Genomic DNA, 18,820 nt, shown 5'->3' with positions numbered 1-18,820 from the left:
GCAATGATCTTCTGCTTTTTCGACGGCGGCCGGCTCGGCGTGGTCGACGACCGCGGCGTGACCGAGGTACCGGAATCCCTGGTTCCCGCGACGACGACGCCGCAGGACCGCCTGGTGGCCCTGATCTCCTGCTACGAGGAGGTGAGAACGCAGTTGGCCGCGTTGCCCGGTGAATCCTCGCCCCCGCTGGCCGGCGTCACGCTCGAGGCCCCCGTCCCGTCGCCGCGGCAACTGCTGTGCGCGGTCAAGAACTACGCCGACGACCGGCAGGGCGTGGAGGCCGACTTCTTCCTGAAGTCGCCGCTGTCCATCGTCCCGACCGGAACGACGGTGACCCTGCCGCCGATCGCCGCCCGGGTGTTCCACCACGAGGCGGAGCTCGCGGCCGTGATCGGCCGGGGCGGCCGGAACATTCCCGCCGCGGAGGCGATGAGCCACGTCTTCGGCTACACCGGCTTCCTCGACCTCTCGGCGCGCGACGTCGGAGACACCTACTACTTCAAGAAGTCGCCCGCCGAATTCGGGCCGATGGGCCCGTTCCTGGTGACCGCCGACGAGATCCCGGACCCGCACGACCTCGTGGTCGAACTGTCGGTGAACGGCGTGCGGCGGCAGCGCTTCTCGACCGGGCAGATGGCGAACCGGATCGACCGGCTCGTCGAAGTGGCCTCATCCGTCGCCGGCGTAGCCCCGGGGGACGTCATCGCCACCGGCACCTACCACATCGGCATGGGGCCGGTGCAGGACGGCGATCACGTCGTGCTGTCGGTCGAGCGGATCGGCGAGCTGGTCATCGATGTCGCCGACCCCCTGCACCGGAAGTGGGATGAAGCGGGCAAGCCCGTGACCGCCGCCGTGTGAGGACTGTGAGGACTTCGGGGGCTCGATGCCGCTGATCCCGGATAAGGCCCGGACCCGGCCTTATCCAGGATCAGCAGACGCCGGAGCGCCGGACTCGACATCGGTTCGAATCCGGCGCCCCTTCAGGCTGTAAGGCGGTCAGACGCCGAAGCCGCCCGGCCGGGGCGCGGGGTGCTCGCCGCGGTAGGCGCCGGTCTCGGTGCCGCGCTGCTCGATGAACCGCTTGAACCGCGCCGTGTCGGCCTTCACCTGCCGGTTATCCACGTGCAGGGCGCTGCCGACCTTCTCCTTCACGCCTTCCGGCTCCCAGGACAGCTGCACCGTCACCTTGGTCTGGGAGTCGTTGAGCCGGTGGAACGTCACGACTCCGGCGTGCTTGGTGTCCCCGCTCACGCTCTTCCAAGCGATGCGCTCGTCCGGGTGCTGCTCGGTGATCTCGGCGTCGAACTCCCGGCGCACGCCGGCGACCTCGGTCACCCAGTGGGTGTGCCGGTCGTCGAGCTGCCGGACGGATTCGACCCCGTCCATGAACTGCGGGAAGGACTCGAACTGCGTCCACTGGTTGTACGCGGTGTTGACGGGCACGTTCACGTCGACGGATTCGGTCACGTCAGTCATCAGGTGTCTTCCTCTCGAGCGATGATCCGCTACGGGCGTTGACGGCCTGCGGGTGCCCGCCGATCCGCGCGGCAAACTCCCCGATCGCCGGACACGCGGGACGGTCGGCCCCGGCGAGCGGAACGAGTTTGACCGACGGTCCAGGCGGTAACCCGCAAAGACCGACAGGACACGCCGTACGCACGTCAGGGGGTGTTGACGCTGAAGGTGAGCGAGCAGCAGGGGACGAAGCCCGACCGGTCGCGGTCGCGGAGCGACTCCGCCGACGACGGACTGCGCCACATCATCTGCTTCCTGTGTTACCCGGCGTTCGAGACGCAGCCGGTGGCACCGCACGACGCCCAATGCATCTGCGGCAAGCGGGTCAAGAAGGGGGACGCCCCGGCGTCGAGGGCGGCGCCCCAGTGCATCTTGTGCGACGAGTTGGCCGAGGGCCACTACCGGCGCTTGCATGACGTCGATGAGTGAGCGGCGTGCGCACGTCGCGGAGCCGCCGATCTGATCGCTGCTGCGCCGAAGCGGACACGGGTGCTCAGCGGCCTGCGTCGGCGGTCGACTCGGCCTCGTCATCGTCGGGGAAGAAGCCGTCGCGCAGCCTTGCGATGATCTTCGTGAGCAGGCGGGAGACCTGCATCTGCGAGGTGCCGATCACGGCGCCGATCTCATGCTGCGTCATGCCGCGGAAGTACCGCATGAGCAGGATCTTCTTGTCGCGTTCCGACAGTTCGGCCATCAGCCCGCGCAGGACCTCGTGGTTGACGGCGTGTTCGAAGCCGGGGTCCTCAGAGCCGAGCAGTTCGCCGAGGCTCGCGGATCCCTCGCCTTCCCCCACGGGCCGGTCCAGTGAGGCGGTGCGGTAGGCGTCCGCGGCATCGAGGGCCTGGACGACGTCGTCCTCGCCGACGTCGAGCCGGGCGGCGAGTTCGCGCACAGTCGGTTCGCGTCCGAGTTCGGTGCGCAGCGCGTCCTTGGCCTTGTACATAGCCGCGGTCAGTTCCTGCAGGTGGCGTGGGACGTGCACCGCCCAGGTGCCGTCCCGGAAATGGCGCTTGATCTCGCCGAGGATCATCGGCGTGGCGTAGCCGAGGAACCCGGTGCCGTATTCCGGGTCGAAGTTGTCGACGGCTTTGACCAGCCCGAGATAGGCGACCTGCTCGAAGTCCTCACCCGCGGCGTGATGCGCCCGGACGTAGCGGCGCGCCAGATGCCGGGCGTAGTTCATGTGATCTTCGATGACCTGGGTGCGCAGCCGCGCCCTTTCCGGATCGGAATCGGGCAGTGCCGCGAGGCGCCGCAGCAGCCGCATCGTCTCCTCGCGCTCCCTCTCCCGCCCGGGAGACCCGGGAGAGGTCGCGGCGGCGCCGGGAGCGCGGGCCGACGGCGCACCGGGATCGTCGGACTCCTGCTGGACACGGAGGCGCAGCAGTCCTTCACGTTGCGCCGTGCTCCACGTACCGGCTTCGGGTCGGTAGGCGGTGACGACGCCGAGGAGTTGGCCGGTGGACGTGGTGACCGGCGCCGAAGCGCAGGATCCGATGCCGGCTTCGAGCATGGCAGCGAGTTCCGGGGAGCCGCCGTAGCGCTCGTCGGCGGTCACGTCCTCGCTGAAGACCGGTCGCGTCAGTTGAACGTCGCCGGCGCCGGTCTCGCCGTACCCGGCGGTTTCGAAGAACGCGGTGAACCGCGCGCCGAGGCCGACGTGAGCGACCAGCCGCAGCGCCTGTGCGTCCCGATCGAGGAGTTGGGCCATGCCCATGCGCGTACCTGCGATCGACGTGGCAGCGTCGAGCGCCTCGGTCAGCTCCTCCACGTGTGCCTGAGGCGGGGTCGGCGGACGTTCGCGTTCGTCGCACAGCGACAGGCCGGTCGACTCGAGCACCTGCCGCATGGCGCTGTGCGGGGCGCGTAACTCCAGGCGGACACCGCACGCGCGCAGATTCGTCTGCGCCTCGTAGAGCGCGCGTGCCGAGGCGATCGTGCAGTAGGTGACTCGGCTGGCCTCGACGACCAGCCGATCGCCGCCGGCGCGCCGGGCTTGCGCCATCATGTCGAGGACGCCGTGTGCGCAGCGGGCGTCGAGTTCGCCTGCCAGGTGGATGACAGGGACCGCGCCCTGGCCGCCCACGGCGACGTGCGCCGTTGAGGAAAGGGCCGACCACTTCATACCGTGTCACCCGCCGCTCGTGAAGGTTTATTGGCTGCGCCGGCGTCGCCGAAGAACGCGAAGACTCGCAGCCGGTCCATCTCGTGTGCCCGATCGCGGCGAAAGGCCTTCATCGCAAAACGAACTTTCTTGAGCGGAAAACGAAAGCACCTCCCTGACCTCTCGAAACACCAGGCCATCGGGCTCTGTGATGACAGTCACTCCGATGGCCTGCCCCCGGCCAAACTGCGCCATTCGGGTCGGCAAACGCCGAGGCGGAGGCCCGCGCTGTCAGAGCTGGCGGCGAACACCCGGCTCTCGCGGGAGCCTGGCCTGCTGGGCGGCCAGGTCGTCCTCGATGGCGCCGCGGGCGTCGCCGTGCCGCATGATGGGAAGCTTGGTGCGCTGCCGTACGTCCTCGATCAGGAACGCGGTGCCCGAGTACACGGCGAGGCCGACGAGGAGCAGGGCGGTCACCGCGTCGGCCGTCTGGAGCGCGTGGGGGGCACCGAGCTGGTAGGCGGCGGCGAAGGCGCCTCGCGCTATCGAGACGGACAGGACGAGCCCGAGCAGTCTCTTGCCAAGGAAGGCGACCGCGGTCAGCGGCACCAGCATCAGCGCGAACGCGCACAGGTAGACGCCGATGGTCCTGCTCGTCTGCTGGTCGGGGGAGAGGATGTAGAGCACGCCCAGGGCCCCCCAGGAGGTGGAGAACAGTCCCAGCGCACTGGCCGCGCCGGTGTCGCGGACCAGGAACGCGACGACCGCGGCGAGAATCTCGAGTGGGCACACGAACGCCGCCAGCAGGACGCCCGTGGCCCGCACCTGCTCGCTTCCCGTGATCACGCCCAGGGCGAGGCACGCCAGCAGGGCCATGCCGATTCCGAACGAGAAGAACCCGAGCGGCAGCGGGTTGGCGTAAGCGCGCACGACGACGCTCGCAGCCCGCGGCTCGCGGTCGAGCACGGCGGAGCCGTGCGCGTCGGTGTCTGCGGCCTCGTTCATATCCTTCTGCCCTCCGATCACCGTGCCCACCTCAGTGTCGAGCGGCGGGTGTACCCGGGTCCGCCGCGGACATGCGTCCGGCGAACGCCGGTCTCCGCCGTCTCCGGCTCTCCCGCGCCTCCGATCTCTCCGGCGTCTCCGAAGTCGTTTCCCGCCCGCCGACCGGGGTACCGGCGCCCTCCCAGTTCTCCGAGGGAAGGCCCGCGGCGCCATGGCGATCAGGCACAGGCTCGTGAATCGACCGGTCGAGACGGTCTGGGCGCTGCTGAGCGACCCCGAGCGCTACCGGACCTGGGTGCCGGGGACGGTGGAGAGCACCGGCCGCCTCGGGCAGTGGCCGCAGGTCGGCTCCGCGCTCGCGTACCGGGTCGGCGTCGGACGGCTGACGCTTCCCGGCCGTACGGTCGTGCGAGTCTGCGAGCCGCCCACCCGGCTCGAACTCGAGGCGATCCTCGGGAAGGCCGGCAGCGCGCGGATCGCGATCCGGCTCACGCGCTGGGGCCGCGACACCCTCGTGATCGTCGACGAGCACCCGCTGCGCGGTCCGGCCGCTTCCCTCCACATCGCCCCGTTCGAGTTCGTCCTGCACCTGCGCCACCGCCTCCTGCTGGCCCGGCTGGCGTCCGCCGTCGAAGAAGCACCGCCCGCCCCCGAGCGCGAGCACGCGGCGTCCGGGGGCGGTGAGCATGGCTGACGCGGTCGTGATCGGCGCCGGCCCCAACGGGCTCGTCGCCGCGAACCTCCTGGTGGACGCGGGCTGGAGCGTCGAGGTGCTGGAAGCGAACGAGCACCCCGGGGGCGCCGTCCACAGTGACCGCAGCGTGCACCCGGACTACGTCACCGACGAGTGCAGCTCGTTCTATCCGCTCGCCGCCGCTTCGCCCGCGATCCGGTCGCTGTCCCTGGAAGAGCACGGGCTGTCCTGGAGCCACGCCCCGGCGGTGCTCGCCCATCCGATGGCGGACGGACGCTGCGCCGTGCTCGAGCGCGGGATGGCCGAGGGGCCCGCCGGCATCGAGGCGATGTTCGGCCCCGCGGACGGTGCGGCGTGGCAGGGGCTGACCGAGCTCTGGCGGACGTTGCAGCCGCGTCTGGTCGAATCCCTCTTCGCGCCGTTCCCGCCGGTGCGCGCCGGGCTGAGCCTGGCCGCCCGGCTGCGCGTGTCGGGTGCGCTGCGGGCGGCCCGATTCGCCGCGCTGCCGGTCGCGCGCCTGGCGCAGGAGGAGTTCACCGACCCGGGTCCCGGGCTGCTGCTGGCCGGCTGCGCCCTGCACGCCGATCTCCAGCCGGAGTCCCCGGGCAGTGGCATGTACGGCTGGCTGCTGGCGATGCTCGGCCAGCAGGTCGGCTGGCCGGTCCCGGTCGGCGGCGCGGCCTCGCTCACCAACGCGCTCGTCGACCGGCTCACCTCGCACGGCGGCGTCGTCCACTGCGGCGCCCCGGTCGCCGAGGTCGTCGTGCGCGGACGGCGGGCGGTGGCCGTGCGGACCGCGGACGGCCGCGGCGTGCCCGCGCGGTACGCGGTGATCGCCGACGTCTCGGCGCCCCTGCTCTACGGCCACCTGGTCGGCTGGGAGCACCTGCCCGCCCGGATGCGCGCGGACATGACCCGCTTCGAGTGGGACTTCGCGACCGTCAAGGTCGACTGGGCCCTCTCCGGCCCCATCCCGTGGACCGCCGCGCCGGCGCACCGGGCCGGGACCGTGCACCTGGCGGCCGACATGCAGGAGCTGAGCGACTTCGCCCACCACGTCGTCACCGGCCGCGTCCCGGCCCGCCCCTTCGGGCTGCTCGGGCAGATGACCACGGCCGATCCCACCCGCTCGCCCGCGGGCACCGAGTCCGCCTGGATGTACACCCACGTGCCGCGGCGGATCACGGAAGACCTCGGGCCGGACGGGCTGAGCGGTCGCTGGGGCGAGCGCGAGGCCGAGGCCATGGCCGAGCGGATGCAGCAGCAGGTCGAGCGTTTCGCCCCGGGATTCGGCGACCTGATCGTCGCGAGGCGGATCCTCACCCCGCCCCGATTCGAGGCCCTCAACGCCAACCTCTCGGCCGGCGCGCTGGGCGGCGGCACCGCCTCGCCGCACCAGCAGCTCTTCCTGCGCCCGACCCCCGGCACCGCCCGACCCGAGACACCGGTCAACGGCCTCTACCTGGCCTCGTCCTCGGCGCACCCCGGCGGCGGCGTCCACGGCGCCTGCGGTGCCAACGCCGCCCGCGCCGCCCTGCACGGACGCCGCCTCGGCGGCCTGATCGCCGCGGGATGGACCGCGGCGCAACGAAGCCTGGCCGGGTGAGGCGGAGGGGCGGAGGGTTCCGGATAAGCGCCCGGCCCGTCTGTCAGCTGATTTCCTCTTCCAGCGGTCCGGTTTTCAGCCGACGGGCTTGAGCGGGTCGTGCCCCAGGCACATGAGCCGGTGCCGCCAGACGGTGTCGCCGGGCTTGGTCGTGTACTGCTCGTCGCGTTGCGCGGACACCGTCTCCACGACCTCGCGCATCACGGTCTCGTCGTGGCGGTCCAGGTCGGTGCGCCGTTTGCCGAGGATGCGCAGGACGTCGTGGCCGCGTCCGTGACCGCCGGCCTGGTCCGGCAACGGCTCCGTGGCCTCGTGCGCGTCCTCGGTGCGCAGCCAGTCCTCGAGTTCCCGCGACGTCATGTTGACGACGGCGTGGAAGTCCTGCCAGAGCTCGTCGGAAACTATCGCGTGGCTCATGTTCGCCCCTCGGGATCGTCGGCTCGGGATGCGTCCCGGGCTACCCGGTCGGGCGACGCGTATTCGCGCCCGCGCCCGAGGTGTGCCGCCGGGTTTGGCGCTCGCCGATCGGGTAACCGGACTGCCCGCCACCGGATGGCGGGTGGTCCCATGACGCATCGTCAGGCGGTTGTCGAGGCGATGGGCATCGCGGAATCCGACAGCCTCGACTGACCGGTCGAGATCGGCTTCGAGTAGCGCGAGCGTCGCGCAGCGCAGGGCATATGCAGCCAGGGTCGCCATCGTCGACACGTCGCGGCCGCAGTCGCCGAGTTGCTGGTGGAAGGATTCGCGCATCGCCGGCTCCTCAATAGTCGGTTCGGCGCGCCACGGGGATGTGGCCGTTCACGCCGATGCCGCCGGATCGGTTTCCTCGGAGCGGCTGGCCATGCGGCTGCGCTGGGGAACGACCGTGTACTTCGGGTCTCTGGCCGAGGCGACTCCGGCCTCGAACACGCCGAACCTGGTGAGCGCCGAGCCGGCGAGCAGGGCCGCGCCGCCGAGCACCGCGGCGGTACGGCTGCGGCCGCCGAGCAGCGCCGCGCCGAGGGCGCCGGCCGTGGTCAGGATGCGGGCCGTGTGCATGAGCCGCCCGGCTTTGCCCTGCTCGTACGTCTCACCGACCAGCCCGAGCTGTTTGGTCATCATCTCGGTCGCGGCCAAATCCGCCGCGCACGCTGCCACGGCTGCCCGGCGGGCCGGCCCGGCCTCGTGGACCGGGGACGCGACGAGCGCCATTCCAGAGGCGGCGCAGGTCGCCGAGGCTGCGAAGACGAACGGCAGGTGCCGATGGGCGTCGTGCCAGGCCGGGGTCGCCGTGTCGGCGGCCAGAACGGCGGTGTACGTCGCCACGGCGGGACCGAGGGTGGCGGCCCCGACGGTGGCCAGTGTCCCGAGCCGGGGCAGCCGGCCGGTGAGCGCGGACGCGCACGCTCCGGCGGCGGCGGGCCCGTACCCGGCAAGCAGCCAGGAGCCGACGCTCATGGGGGAGGTCGGCTTGATCACGCGCAGCATGTTCGCGAACCGCCCGGGCCGCCCCAGGTCGTGCACGAGGGCCGCGGCCGATCCGGCGATCGCGAGCGCCGAGGACGTTTTGAGCGCCCGGGCCGTCGCAGGCCGGCCGGTCAGCTGCGCGCCGGCCGCGAGCACCGAGCCGGCGCCGGCCAGTCCGCCGAGGAAGAAGTAGCCCGCGATGTCCACCGACGACCAGGTCGGCTCCTTCAGGATCGGGCGGCCGTAGTACGAGGTGAACTCGGCGCGCTCGACCATCAATCGCTCGCCGCGTGCGCCGCGCCGCCGCCGGCCGGTGCCGACGCGGCCGTTTCCGGTCTCCGTCATCGTCCGCTCCTCCTTCCGGGCAGCGGCAGGAACACCGCGGCTGCCGCGCCGACCAGGCCCAGTGCCGCGTACGCCGCGTGGCGCCACATCTCCGGGAGATCCCGCGTGGTCACCACAGGGTCCGGCGGCAGACCGTAGACCTCTGGCTCGTCGAGCAGGAGGAAGAAGGCGCCGTCGCCGCCGACTCCGTCGTCGGGCTCGTGGCCGTACAACCGCGCCGAGGTCACTCCGCGCCGGTGGAGTTGCTCGACGCGCTCCGCGGCCCGCTCGCGCAGCTCCTCCAGCGGACCGAACTGGATCGATTCCGTCGGGCAGGCCTTCGCGCAGGCCGGCTCGAGCCCGTCGCCGAGCCGGTCGTAGCACATGGTGCACTTGAAGACCCGGCCGTCGTCCTTACGCTGGTCGATGACGCCGTACGGGCACGCCGGGACGCAGTAGCCGCATCCGTTGCACACGTCCTGCTGCACGACGACCGTGCCGTACTCGGTGCGCACCAGCGCCCCGGTCGGGCAGACGTCCAGGCACGCGGCGTGGGTGCAGTGCTTGCACACGTCGGAGGACATCAGCCAGCGCACGCCGTCGCGCTCCGCGCCGTCACCGGGCTCGGTCGCCCCGACCGTCCCCGGTTCCGTTCCTGAGGCCAGGGCGAACACGTCGACGTCGCTGTGGTCCTGCGCCGAAGGCAGCGACGCGGCCACCACGTTCTGCTCGATGAAGGCCACGTGCCGCCAGGTGGAAGCGCCCAGGGACTGCGTGTTGTCGTAGGACATCCCGGTCAGGTCGATCCCGTCCTCGGGGATCGCGTTCCACTCCTTGCACGCGACCTCGCAGGCCTTGCAGCCGATGCAGACGGAGGTGTCCGTGAAGAACCCGACGCGCGCGGGAGCGCCGGTGTGCCCGGCGTCCTCGGCGGGCTCCGGCTCGGGGCCGGACAGCAGCCGCCGCAGCGTCCCGGTCCGGCGCCCGGCGCCGGAGGTGTCGGTGTCCTGTGCCATGCTCAGACCTCCGTTCCGGTGGACGCCGTGATGCCGGCGCGCTCGCGGTACTCGGCCAGCAGGCGCGGCAGGGCGGGGCCACGCGGCCGCCGCCCGGGCCGCACGTCGGCCGTCAACGCCTTGACTTCTTGGATGTGCACGTTGGGGTCGAGGGAGATCGACGAGAGCTCGTTCGCCGCGTCCCCGGTCACGTAGCCGTTCGGCCCCCAGTGGTAGGGCAGGCCGATCTGGTGCACGGTGCGCCCGTCCACCCGCAGGGGCGCCATCCGCTCGGTGACCATGACCCGGGCCTCGATCGCGCCGCGCGCGGTGATCAGCGTCGCCCAGCCCTGGTGCTCCAGTCCTCGTTCGGCGGCGAGTTCCGGGGAGACCTCGCAGAACAGCTCGGGCTGGAGTTCCGCGAGGTACGGCGACCAGCGGGTCATCCCGCCCGCCGTGAAATGCTCGGTGAGCCGGTACGTGGTGACCACGTACGGGAAGACCTCTGATCCGGGCTCGCGGCCGCTGGGGTGGTAGCGGTTGCCCTCGTGCGGAAAGACCTGGCGCACCGGATTGCGGCCGCGCCCGTAGAGCGGGTTGTCGAACGGGGAGTCCTGCGGCTCGTAGTGCACCGGCATCGGGCCGTCCACCAGGCCGGCCGGGGCGTACAGCCAGCCCTTGCCGTCGCTCTGCATGATGAACGGGTCGTCGCCGCGCAGCGCCGCCGGCCCGGTCGCCCCGGCCTCGGGCCGCGCGCCGGGCGCGAGATCCGGCGGGAAGTCGGGCACGTCGCGGCCCGTCCACCGGGAGGACTCGGCGTCCCACCACACGTACGCCTTGCGCTCGCTCCACGGCCGGCCCGCCGGATCGGCGGAGGCCCGGTTGTAGAGCAGCCGCCGATTGGCCGGCCAGGACCAGGCCCACTCCGACGCGACCCAGTCCTGCTCGGTGTGCGGCTTGCGCCGGGCGGCCTGGTTGACCCCGTCCGCGTACACGCCGCAGTAGATCCAGCAGCCGCAGGAGGTCGATCCGTCGTCCTTCAGCTGCGTGTACGCCGACAACGGCTCCCGGTCCGGTCCGCCGGTGCCGTTGATCTCGGCCAGCACCGCCTCGGCGGACGGCTCCCGCAGCTCTCCTTCGACCGGGTAGTCCCAGGCCAGGTCGAGGACGGGACGGTCGTCCGGGTTCGTCGACCCGGCCAGCTTCTCCTGGATGCGCCGGCCGAGGTGGTACATGAACCACAGGTCGCTGCGCGCGTCGCCGCCGGGTTCCACGGCCGCGTGGTGCCACTGCAGCATCCGGTTGGTGTTGGTGAACGAGCCGGACTTCTCGGTGTGCGCCGCGGCCGGGAAGAAGAAGACCTCCGTGCCGATGTCCTGCGTGCGCAGCTCCCTGGTCTCGATCTCCGGCCCGTCCTTCCACCAGGTGGCCGACTCGATCAGCGAGAAGTCGCGCACCACCAGCCAGTCGAGCTTCGCCATCCCGAGCCGCTGCAGCCGCGTGTTCGCCGATCCGACGGCCGGGTTCTCGCCCATCAGGAAGTAGCCCTTGCACACGCCCTTGAGCTGCTCCATCACCGTGTCGTAGGTGCTGTGCGAGCCGGTGAGCCGCGGCAGGTGGTCGAAGCAGAAGTCGTTGCCGGGCTGCGCGGCGTCCCCGAAGTACGCCTTGAGCAGGCTCACCGCGTAGGAGCCCGCCTCGCCCCAGAAGCCCTTGCGGGCGCGGATCGCCTCGACGTAGCCCGCCAGGTTCTCCTCCCGGTGCGCGTGCGGCATGGGCAGGTACCCGGGGAGCAGGTTGTAGAGCGTCGGGATGTCGCTGGAGCCCTGGATGCTCGCGTGCCCGCGCAGGGCCATGATGCCGCCGCCCGGGCGCCCGATGTTGCCAAGCAGCAGCTGCAGGATCGACGCGGTGCGGATGTACTGCGAGCCGACGGTGTGCTGGGTCCAGCCGACCGCGTAGCAGAACGCGCTGGTCCGTTCGCGCCCGGAGTTCGAGATCAGCGCGTCGCAGACCTGGCGGAACAGGTCCTGCGGCACCCCGCAGACCCGCTCCACCATCTCGGGGGTGTACCGGGAGAAGTGCCGCTTGAGGATCTGGTACACGCAGCGCGGGTGCTGGAGCGTCTCGTCCCGCTCCGGGTCCGGGTGCGCGGAGGCCCCGCCCGAGCCGTGCGCCTCGGAGCCCCCGGCCTGCGAGACGCTCGCCGACAGTTCGGAGCCGCCCTCGTCCGCGGATCCGCCGTCGTGATCGCCCTGCGTCTCCTCCTGCTCGCCGCCCGCCTCCTTGACCGCGGCTCCCTGGTACTGCCAGCTGTCCGGGTCGTAGCTGCGGCCCTCCTCGTTCAGGCCGGAGAAGACCCCGTCGAGATCCTCGGAGTCCAGGAAGTCCTCGTTCACCAGGAAGGAAGCGTTGGTGTAGCGCAAGACGTACTCGCGGAAGTCCTTGCCCTCGGCCAGGACGCGGTTGATGATCCCGCCGAGGAACGCGATATCGCTGCCGGCCCGGATCGGCACGTGCAGATCGGCCAGCGCGCTGGTGCGGGTGAAGCGCGGATCGACGTGGATGACCTTCGCGCCGCGCGCCTTCGCCTCGACCACCCACTGGAAGCCCACCGGATGCGCCTCGGCGAAGTTCGACCCCTGAATCACGATGCAGTCGGAGTTCTGCAGATCCTGCAGGAACGTCGTCGCGCCGCCGCGGCCGAACGAGGTGCCGAGCCCGGAGACCGTGGCGCTGTGGCACACCCGGGCCTGGTTCTCCACCTGGATGACGCCGAGCCCGGTGAAGAGCTTCTTGATCAGGTAGTTCTCCTCGTTGTCCAGCGTCGCCCCGCCCAGGCTCGCGATTCCCAGCGTGCGGTTGACGCGCTTGCCGTCGAGTTCGCGCTGCCAGGTCTCGCGGCGGGTGCGCACGACCCGCTCGGCGACCATGTCCATCGCCGTCTCCAGGTCCAGCGCCTCCCACTCCGAGGCGTACGGCTTGCGGTGCAGCACCTGGTGCAGCCGGGCCGAGCCGGTGGTCAGCTGCAGGCTGGCCGAACCCTTGGGGCACAGCCTGCCGCGGCTGACCGGCGAATCCGGATCGCCTTCGATCTGGACGACCTTCTCGTCCTTGACGTAGATGTTCTGCCCGCAGCCGACCGCGCAGTACGGGCACACCGACTTGACCACGCGGTCCGCCGTGCCCGTCCGCGCGGTCAGCTCCTCGGTGCGGCGGGAGAACGCCGCCGCGCCCCGGCCCAGCCGGTCCGCGCCGGTCAGCTGCCGATACGCCGGCCACCGGCGCGCCAGATCGAACAGGTCCATCGCTACCTCCACGTACCCGCGGCCGTCCCGGTGAGTCGGCGGCGGTTGCCCGGAGGAAACCCGGTCAAACGTCCCGGTCGAGGCTTTTCTCGGAAGACCGGCGAGCCGGGTCCGCCGAGCGCAGCGTGGCTGTGGGGGTGACGCCGTACACGTCCCGGTAGTGGGCCGAGAAGCGGCTGTGGCTGACGAAGCCCCAGCGCGCGGCGATCTCGGCGACCTTCGTCGTGGCCGGGTCGGCGGCGGTCAGCGCGCGGTGGGCCTGTTCGAGCCGGACCCGGCGGAGGTAGGCCGTCGGCGTGAGGTCCAGGTGCCGTCGGAATGCCAGCTGCAGTGCGCGGATGGACACGAACGCGGCGGCGGCGATGTCCGCGACGGCGATATCGAGGTGCGCGTTGTCGTCGATGAACCGGATCGCTCTGCGCACGGCGGCGGGGTGCGCGTCGCGCCGGTCGGCGGCTGTCGGTTCGAGGGCGGCGGTGCTGGGAAAGACCTCCAGCGCCGTCGCGGCGAGCAGGCGCGCAGCCTGGCGGGCGAGCAGCGGCGACGTCGGAGTCCCGGCGGCGAAGGTGTCGTAGACGTACGCGAATGTGGTGCGCCACAACTCGGCGGCCTGTGCGGAGGTCGGCTCGAAGCCGGTGATCTGTATCGCGCGCTGCCGACTGCCCGGCGCTGCGTCGGCCACCTCGTGCAGAAGGCTCTGATCGACAGCCGCCCAACGATGCCGCGAGTCTTCGAGCCTGGCGTCGTAGCCTCGGTCGGGCTGAGCGGCGAGGAAGACGTCACCGGGACCGTAGACGCGGGTGGCGCCCTTGCGATCGAAGGTCATCCGCCCGGCCAGCATCTGGCCGAAGAAGTACGCCCCGAGCGGACCGGCCTCCGCGTCCAGGCGCATGACGCAGTCGAACTCGTGCAGCGCCGCGGTCGGTGCCAGCTGCTGCTGGTCGATGCGCATCCGGTGCCGAGCGGGCGAGGCCTCGAATCGCCGCACACCGTACATCGACGACAGTGCCTGGCACGTGACGTCTATGTCCCTGGTGTCGACCATCCTGGCCACGGTCCTGCCACCTCCGCACGGTAGTGCCCGAGCACGCCTCGACGGCACGATCAACCAACCTACCCGCCCGCTGTCCGCTGAACGAAGCCGCTTCGCTGCTGAGCGCACAATCCGAGAATTCCGCCCTCGGGGCCGTGACGGCGCGGCCTGCCCCCACTAGCCTTGCGGAACCAATGGTCAGGCGCATGATCGAGCGCGGCGGTCGGTCCCCGGAAAGCCACGCGCCATCCGCCCGGGGTGAAGGACGGCACGGTGCTCAAGATCGAGGTGACCCGTACGGCTAGCGAGGAGTCGATACACGTCCGGATGGCCGGTGAGATCGACGCGCCGGTCGCCCAGTACGGTGTGGCGGCGCTGCACAGAGCGCTGAGCGCCGTGACACCCCCGACGGTGATCGTCCTCGACCTCTCCGATCTGAAGGCCCTGGCGGCGGCCGGGGCGCGGTCGATCCTCGGCTTCGCTGATGCGCGCGTCCGCGGGGGCTTCGAGTTGCGCCTGGTCGCCGACCCGGAGGGCGTCGTCACCGAGATACTCCGGTTGACGAGCCGCCAAGCCGCGCTACTGGTCTACGACACGGCCGCGGCCGCTCTTCGACTCGCGGCGCCCCCCGCGACGAGCGACTGATCCCGGCCGACCGGCTCAGGACTCGTCGGGTTGGCAATGAGGGCACCACACTGTGCCCCGTCCCGCCATCCGGGTCCGGCACAGGCGGGTGCCGCAGCGAGGGCAGGTGGGCACCTTCTCGTCACGATGGCCGGTGAGCCAGGTCGCGCGCGGCGGGACGCACTCGGCGGCGATCGCGGAGCGGACGGTGCGGTGCATCTGCGTGTAGAGGCGGCGGCGATCGGCCTGGGTCAGGTCGTGCGTCGAACGGTCCGGGCGGAGTCCGGCGCGCCAGAGAATCTCATCGGCGAGCAGGTTACCGAGGCCGGCGATCATCGTCTGGTCGGTCAGGGCGGTCTTGAGGCGCCCGCGCCGGGCGCCGATCGCGTGCTCGAACTCGTCGCGGCCGACCGCCATCGCGTCAGGGCCCTGGTCCCCCAGCAGCCGTGCGACCTCGCTCTCGTCCTCGGCGAGCCAGAGACCTCGAAGTTTGCGTTGGTCCCGGTAGAGCAGCCGGTGGCCGTCGTCCAGGGTGAACAGCACGCGGTCGTGGGCGTGCGGCTCATCCCCGGGCGCGGCGCAGACGAGCAGGCCCGTCATGCCGAAGTGCACCATGAGCGTGGGGCCGTCGGTGCGCGCGAGCAGCCACTTCCCGCGACGTTCCGGCGCGGCGAACCGTCGCCCCTCGAGCGCGCCGCTCAGGCCGCGCGCGCTGACTCCGTGCAGCACACCGGCGTCGCGTACCTCGACCCCTTGGATGACACGGCCGGTCGCGCAGGACTCGAGCAGCTTCCGGAAGCCTTCGACATCGGGCAGTTCGGGCACGGTGGCGGCTCAATCCCGGGGGGCGGGTGGCTCGGTGTCGCCGTTGATCAGGGCGAGCAGGCCGGCGATCTCGTGGTCGGCCTCGGCGGCGTGGCGGAAGCGGGTACCGGTGGCGATCGCGTAGTGGTTGCGGCGTCCGTCGCGGGTGCGGGTGAGGTATCCGGCGTGCTCGAGGTCGGCGACGATGGCCTGGGCGGTGCGTTCCGTGATCCCGCTGACGGCGGCGACGTCGCGCAGGCGGACGCCGGGGTCCCGCGCGATCATGATGAGGATGCGGGCGTGGTTGGTCAGGAACGTCCAGGTCGGCGTCGTCGCGTCCATCTCTCCATCCTGCGCTCGCGGTAGGCGAAGCACAATGCGCGAAATGTTTTTCGTGCAACGCTTGACGTAGGTTGGGGAGCGCGCTCACGATGGTTCCTGGACCAGCGTCACCGCGTCGGAAAAACGGCGCTGAACCCTCGACGGTCCCAGGTAGGCCATGTCCCCCCAGCAGGTATCCGAGGTTCGCGCGGTCGCGGCCGCCCCAGCCGTGCGCGGGAAGATCGGCGAACGGGCGGCACTGCTCATCGAGCGCCATCGAGGAGGGCCGGCCCGGGCCGTAATGTCCGGCGAGTTCGACATGACCAGTGCCGGTCTCCTGGCCGGGGCGCTGTGCGAAGCCGTGGAAGCCGAGCCGGCGGGGCTGAGCCTGGACCTGAGCGCCGTGGAGTTCTGCGACTGCTCGACGGCGCATGCGCTGATGGCCGCTAAGGCCTTCGCCCGCACCCGGGGCCGGGCGTTCACCCTCGCCCCGTGCAGCTTCCACGTCACCCGCGTCCTGACGCTGGCCGGGGCCGGACAGCTGCTGGCCGTCCCCGGGTGAGGGACGCCCACGAGCAAGGGAGCTGCGATGGGCGCGGGAGCCCCCCCTCCAGGTGCGGGAGTGCCGCGGCAGGTCGGACGCCACTGTGATCACCGCGACCGGGGAGATCGACCTGTCCTCCTGCGCGCGGCTGGGCGGGCTGCTGTCCGCGGCCGTCGGACGGGGCACCACGGTGCTAGAGCTGTCCGAGGTCGGCTTCTGCGATTCCTCCGGCCTGCGGCTGCTGGTCGAGGCGGGTCAGGCCCGCGCGCGCGAAGGGCACGGCGTTGCGACTGGCCGCGCCCTCCCCGGCGGTCGGGCGTGTGCTGGAGATCGCCGGCCTGCTGCAGTTCTTCGAGGTGTTCGCGGACGTCGATGCCGCGCTCAAGGCGTAGGTCAGGCGTAGGTCAGGCCTAGGCCGAGGCGCGGGACCGGTTCTTGATCGGCCGACGGCCTGTCAGGCCGCCGAAGCCAGGCCGTCGCGGGTCTTGGCCCCCGCGCCCGCGCCGCCGGACACCGTGCCGAATTCGCTGTACGGCTTGCCGACGGCCAGGGTGGTCTCGGGCGCGAGGCCGTGCTTGAGGATCTCCAGGCCGGCCGGGGTGCCGGCCGGATCGCCGATGAGGATCGGCCGCGTCCCGCCGCTGCGGGCCAGGGCGCTGCGGCGGAATTTCATGGTGAACGCGACGCCCAGGTAAGCCGTGGCGCTCAACCCGCTGAGACCGGCGTCGACGACCTGTCCGCCGAAGGTGGCGCACCAGGCGTGCTCGATCACCGTCCGCGAGTCCGGCAGGAGGGCAAGGCCTTCGACGTACGTCAGCGCGTGCCGATCGGCGAGGATCGCGGCGGCCTGGCAGGCGTGGCCCGGCAGCGCCGGATAGACGTCCCCGGGAAGCGGCGCCGGTTCGAAGACCCGCCCGTGGGCCAGCACGACGTCGTGGATCGATCCGTGGCGCCAACCCTCGCTTCCGGGATGCCGGGCCCGCCGCGCCATGGTGCGGGCATGCTCGACGAGCTCTTCCACGGGTGTCACGACGTTCCTCTTCTTGCGAGCCGGGATGGAGAAACCGGTGTCCGGTGCCCGCCTAGGCCGAGGCCAGGGCGCGGGCTGCCGGATGCGGGCGGCGGGCTGCGGGCGGGGCTTGCCGGGGACGGCCCGCACCCGGTGCGGTCCCGGCGAGCACGGGTGCGGGGGCGGGTTCACGCGGGAAGAGGTGGTCGAGGCCGGTCAGGTCGAGGGTCTTGGCGAACAGGGGGCGCACCCCGCGCAGCGTGATCGGCGGCCTGCCGAGCTCGGCGGCCCGGCGCTGGGCCGAGGTCAGCACGCGCAGCCCGGCCGCGTCGATCAGGACCGCCCCGGCGACGTCCAGCACCAGCGGCCTGCCGCGGGCGATCTGCTCGTCGAGGGCGGCGCGCAGGCGCGGGCCGGTGCGGATGTCGACCTCGCCGCGCAAGGTCAGCACGCTGCGGCCGTCGGGGTCCCGGTGGCTGGTGATCTCGAGCGTGGTGTCCACGTCAGCTCCTCCTGTCACACGATGCTCGTCCGGAGAGGCCGGAGACCCTTGGGCGGCCTCGCGTCCTCGTTGTAGCATGTCGTCTGAACGATGACAAAATCAAGTGTCGGCGAAAGGGTGACTGTCATGGTCCGATCGACTGTTCCGGAGCCGGGCGCGGCGGCACCCGGCGGGGATTCCGGGAGAACGGAGGCGGCCTCGGGCCTGCGGCGCATCGAGGCGGCCGTCGACACCGCCCGGGCGGGCGCGTCGGCGAAGCCGGATTCCGCCCAGTTCCTGGTGGCCCTGGCCCTGCTGCGGCAGATGCGCGAGCAGCTGGCCGGCTGGGAGCCGGAACTGATCGACGCGGCCCGGGCCAGCGGTGCGAGCTGGGCGCAGCTCGCCCCCGCGCTCGGCGTGGCCAGCCGGCAGGCGGCCGAGCGCCGCGCGCTGCGGCTGCGCCCGGCCGCCGATCAGGCCGCGACGACCGGCGACCAGCGGGTCTCCGCGGAGCGCGACCGGCGCGCTGGGATACGCGCCGTGGACGCGTACGCGCGGGACCGCTCCGCGGACCTGCGTGTGCTCGCCGCGCAGGTCGGGGGCCTGACCGGCCTGCCACGCGGCGCGGACGCGCCGGTCGCGGCGCTGCTCGAGGCCCTCGGCGGCGCGGACGCCGCGGCGCTGCTCGGGCCGCTGCTCGACACCCGCGCGCACCTCGGCGACGGGCACGAGCAGCTGGCCGCGCGGATCGACGCCATCTCGGACGGTGCGGAGAGTGCCCGCGCCGACGCCCGCGCCCAGCGGCGGGACGGAAACCGCGCCGGGTAGCCCGGCCGGTCCAATGTCGTCGTCCAACAGGCGACAGAGAGAGTTGTCATCGAAACGATGACATGCTAGAAAGTTCTGCGAAGGCACACCGGAGCCCGGCAGCCCGGGTCCGGCCCGTTCTGACTCACCAGGAGGCTTTCGATGTTGATGCGCACCGATCCCTTCCGCGAGCT

The 18,820-nt window shown here is 71.8% G+C and carries 20 protein-coding genes and 1 pseudogene; 9 read left to right on the top strand and 12 right to left on the bottom strand.

Annotated elements, in window-relative coordinates; translation table 11 throughout:
* The first annotated feature begins 3 nt into the window (after nucleotides 1-3).
* On the top strand, nucleotides 4-861 hold the full coding sequence (locus KDK95_RS04605) for a fumarylacetoacetate hydrolase family protein (protein WP_212516733.1): 858 nt from the start codon (nucleotides 4-6) through the stop codon (nucleotides 859-861).
* Between the two features lie 138 nt (nucleotides 862-999).
* Here KDK95_RS04605 and KDK95_RS04600 read toward each other — a convergent pair whose 3' ends face one another.
* The gene (locus KDK95_RS04600; protein WP_212516732.1) at nucleotides 1,000-1,479 is read right to left on the bottom strand and encodes an SRPBCC family protein; all 480 of its coding nucleotides are present in this window, start codon (nucleotides 1,477-1,479) and stop codon (nucleotides 1,000-1,002) included.
* Nucleotides 1,480-1,686: 207 nt separating this feature from the next.
* Between KDK95_RS04600 and KDK95_RS04595 the strand changes: the two genes are divergently transcribed.
* Nucleotides 1,687-1,947 (top strand): hypothetical protein, encoded by a 261-nt coding sequence (locus KDK95_RS04595; RefSeq protein ID WP_212516731.1) that lies wholly within the window; start codon nucleotides 1,687-1,689, stop codon nucleotides 1,945-1,947.
* Between the two features lie 64 nt (nucleotides 1,948-2,011).
* Here the strand turns inward: KDK95_RS04595 and KDK95_RS04590 are convergent, their stop codons facing one another.
* Nucleotides 2,012-3,643, bottom strand: a complete 1,632-nt coding sequence (locus KDK95_RS04590) for a SigB/SigF/SigG family RNA polymerase sigma factor (protein WP_212516730.1) — start codon at nucleotides 3,641-3,643, stop codon at nucleotides 2,012-2,014.
* A 270-nt stretch (nucleotides 3,644-3,913) separates the two neighbouring features.
* On the bottom strand, nucleotides 3,914-4,627 hold the full coding sequence (locus KDK95_RS04585; protein WP_212516729.1) for a GPR1/FUN34/YaaH family transporter: 714 nt from the start codon (nucleotides 4,625-4,627) through the stop codon (nucleotides 3,914-3,916).
* 232 nt (nucleotides 4,628-4,859) lie between these two features.
* On the opposite strand from KDK95_RS04585, the gene KDK95_RS04580 reads away from it, so the two are divergent.
* Entirely contained in the window at nucleotides 4,860-5,321 is a 462-nt protein-coding gene (locus KDK95_RS04580) for an SRPBCC family protein (protein WP_212516728.1), read from the top strand.
* A complete protein-coding gene (locus KDK95_RS04575; RefSeq protein ID WP_212516727.1) occupies nucleotides 5,314-6,927 on the top strand; it encodes a phytoene desaturase family protein in 1,614 nt (537 codons plus the stop codon). Before KDK95_RS04580 ends, KDK95_RS04575 begins: the two co-directional genes overlap by 8 nt.
* A gap of 75 nt (nucleotides 6,928-7,002) precedes the next feature.
* On the opposite strand, the gene KDK95_RS04570 is transcribed toward KDK95_RS04575, so the two are convergent.
* From KDK95_RS04570 to KDK95_RS04550, 5 genes are all read right to left on the bottom strand, one after another.
* On the bottom strand, nucleotides 7,003-7,344 hold the full coding sequence (locus tag KDK95_RS04570; RefSeq protein ID WP_212516726.1) for a DUF3140 domain-containing protein: 342 nt from the start codon (nucleotides 7,342-7,344) through the stop codon (nucleotides 7,003-7,005).
* A gap of 384 nt (nucleotides 7,345-7,728) precedes the next feature.
* Nucleotides 7,729-8,721 (bottom strand): NrfD/PsrC family molybdoenzyme membrane anchor subunit, encoded by a 993-nt coding sequence (nrfD, locus tag KDK95_RS04565; protein WP_212516725.1) that lies wholly within the window; start codon nucleotides 8,719-8,721, stop codon nucleotides 7,729-7,731.
* Complete coding sequence (locus KDK95_RS04560) at nucleotides 8,718-9,716, bottom strand: 4Fe-4S dicluster domain-containing protein (RefSeq protein ID WP_212516724.1); 999 nt, start codon at nucleotides 9,714-9,716, stop codon at nucleotides 8,718-8,720. Before KDK95_RS04560 ends, nrfD begins: the two co-directional genes overlap by 4 nt.
* 2 nt (nucleotides 9,717-9,718) lie before the next feature.
* A complete protein-coding gene (fdh, locus tag KDK95_RS04555) occupies nucleotides 9,719-13,003 on the bottom strand; it encodes a formate dehydrogenase (RefSeq protein ID WP_212516723.1) in 3,285 nt (1,094 codons plus the stop codon).
* Between the two features lie 64 nt (nucleotides 13,004-13,067).
* Nucleotides 13,068-14,048: a helix-turn-helix domain-containing protein gene (locus KDK95_RS04550; RefSeq protein WP_249160325.1), complete on the bottom strand. Its 981-nt coding sequence runs from the start codon at nucleotides 14,046-14,048 to the stop codon at nucleotides 13,068-13,070.
* 261 nt (nucleotides 14,049-14,309) lie between these two features.
* Between KDK95_RS04550 and KDK95_RS04545 the strand changes: the two genes are divergently transcribed.
* Nucleotides 14,310-14,681 (top strand): STAS domain-containing protein, encoded by a 372-nt coding sequence (locus KDK95_RS04545; protein WP_212516721.1) that lies wholly within the window; start codon nucleotides 14,310-14,312, stop codon nucleotides 14,679-14,681.
* A gap of 15 nt (nucleotides 14,682-14,696) precedes the next feature.
* Here the strand turns inward: KDK95_RS04545 and KDK95_RS04540 are convergent, their stop codons facing one another.
* Both KDK95_RS04540 and KDK95_RS04535 read right to left on the bottom strand, forming a co-directional pair.
* Nucleotides 14,697-15,485 carry an Fpg/Nei family DNA glycosylase gene (locus tag KDK95_RS04540; RefSeq protein ID WP_212516720.1) on the bottom strand — a complete coding sequence of 263 codons (789 nt, stop codon included), beginning with the start codon at nucleotides 15,483-15,485 and terminating at the stop codon, nucleotides 14,697-14,699.
* Between the two features lie 9 nt (nucleotides 15,486-15,494).
* Entirely contained in the window at nucleotides 15,495-15,806 is a 312-nt protein-coding gene (locus KDK95_RS04535; protein ID WP_212516719.1) for a helix-turn-helix transcriptional regulator, read from the bottom strand.
* A 157-nt stretch (nucleotides 15,807-15,963) separates the two neighbouring features.
* Between KDK95_RS04535 and KDK95_RS04530 the strand changes: the two genes are divergently transcribed.
* The 3 genes and pseudogenes from KDK95_RS04530 (at nucleotide 15,964) to KDK95_RS38095 (ending at nucleotide 16,721) form a co-directional block, all read left to right on the top strand.
* On the top strand, nucleotides 15,964-16,347 hold the full coding sequence (locus KDK95_RS04530; protein ID WP_212516718.1) for an STAS domain-containing protein: 384 nt from the start codon (nucleotides 15,964-15,966) through the stop codon (nucleotides 16,345-16,347).
* 52 nt (nucleotides 16,348-16,399) lie between these two features.
* A pseudogene (locus KDK95_RS38100) lies at nucleotides 16,400-16,600 on the top strand (STAS domain-containing protein); the annotation flags it as partial.
* Nucleotides 16,551-16,721, top strand: a complete 171-nt coding sequence (locus tag KDK95_RS38095) for an STAS domain-containing protein (RefSeq protein WP_372463261.1) — start codon at nucleotides 16,551-16,553, stop codon at nucleotides 16,719-16,721. The pseudogene KDK95_RS38100 and the gene KDK95_RS38095, both read left to right, overlap by 50 nt.
* 62 nt (nucleotides 16,722-16,783) lie before the next feature.
* Here KDK95_RS38095 and KDK95_RS04520 read toward each other — a convergent pair whose 3' ends face one another.
* Together KDK95_RS04520 and KDK95_RS04515 are read right to left on the bottom strand one after the other, a co-directional pair.
* On the bottom strand, nucleotides 16,784-17,359 hold the full coding sequence (locus KDK95_RS04520) for a hypothetical protein (protein ID WP_212516716.1): 576 nt from the start codon (nucleotides 17,357-17,359) through the stop codon (nucleotides 16,784-16,786).
* Nucleotides 17,360-17,411: 52 nt separating this feature from the next.
* Entirely contained in the window at nucleotides 17,412-17,840 is a 429-nt protein-coding gene (locus tag KDK95_RS04515) for an STAS domain-containing protein (RefSeq protein ID WP_212516715.1), read from the bottom strand.
* Nucleotides 17,841-17,966: 126 nt separating this feature from the next.
* On the opposite strand from KDK95_RS04515, the gene KDK95_RS04510 reads away from it, so the two are divergent.
* On the top strand, nucleotides 17,967-18,647 hold the full coding sequence (locus KDK95_RS04510) for an HSP18 transcriptional regulator (RefSeq protein ID WP_212516714.1): 681 nt from the start codon (nucleotides 17,967-17,969) through the stop codon (nucleotides 18,645-18,647).
* Nucleotides 18,648-18,820 lie beyond the last annotated feature (173 nt).

It is taken from the genome of Actinospica acidithermotolerans, from assembly GCF_018139625.1.
In the GTDB taxonomy this organism is placed as follows: Bacteria; Actinomycetota; Actinomycetes; order Streptomycetales; family Catenulisporaceae; genus Actinospica; species Actinospica acidithermotolerans.
The sequence above is the reverse complement of the archived record's forward strand: the minus strand, read 5'-3'. Positions and strand labels throughout refer to the sequence as shown.

Bases quoted from the DNA above. Each gene is read 5' to 3' on its own strand.
- fdh (WP_212516723.1), bottom strand. From the start codon at position 13,003: ATGGACCTGTTCGATCTGGCGCGCCGGTGGCCGGCGTATCGGCAGCTG.
- KDK95_RS04560 (WP_212516724.1), bottom strand. From the start codon at position 9,716: ATGGCACAGGACACCGACACCTCCGGCGCCGGGCGCCGGACCGGGACG.
- KDK95_RS04570 (WP_212516726.1), bottom strand. From the start codon at position 7,344: ATGAGCCACGCGATAGTTTCCGACGAGCTCTGGCAGGACTTCCACGCC.
- KDK95_RS04590 (WP_212516730.1), bottom strand. From the start codon at position 3,643: ATGAAGTGGTCGGCCCTTTCCTCAACGGCGCACGTCGCCGTGGGCGGC.
- KDK95_RS04605 (WP_212516733.1), top strand. From the start codon at position 4: ATGATCTTCTGCTTTTTCGACGGCGGCCGGCTCGGCGTGGTCGACGAC.
- KDK95_RS04550 (WP_249160325.1), bottom strand. From the start codon at position 14,048: ATGGTCGACACCAGGGACATAGACGTCACGTGCCAGGCACTGTCGTCG.
- KDK95_RS04535 (WP_212516719.1), bottom strand. From the start codon at position 15,806: ATGGACGCGACGACGCCGACCTGGACGTTCCTGACCAACCACGCCCGC.
- KDK95_RS04585 (WP_212516729.1), bottom strand. From the start codon at position 4,627: ATGAACGAGGCCGCAGACACCGACGCGCACGGCTCCGCCGTGCTCGAC.
- nrfD (WP_212516725.1), bottom strand. From the start codon at position 8,721: ATGACGGAGACCGGAAACGGCCGCGTCGGCACCGGCCGGCGGCGGCGC.
- KDK95_RS04510 (WP_212516714.1), top strand. From the start codon at position 17,967: ATGGTCCGATCGACTGTTCCGGAGCCGGGCGCGGCGGCACCCGGCGGG.
- KDK95_RS04530 (WP_212516718.1), top strand. From the start codon at position 15,964: ATGTCCCCCCAGCAGGTATCCGAGGTTCGCGCGGTCGCGGCCGCCCCA.
- KDK95_RS04575 (WP_212516727.1), top strand. From the start codon at position 5,314: ATGGCTGACGCGGTCGTGATCGGCGCCGGCCCCAACGGGCTCGTCGCC.
- KDK95_RS04600 (WP_212516732.1), bottom strand. From the start codon at position 1,479: ATGACTGACGTGACCGAATCCGTCGACGTGAACGTGCCCGTCAACACC.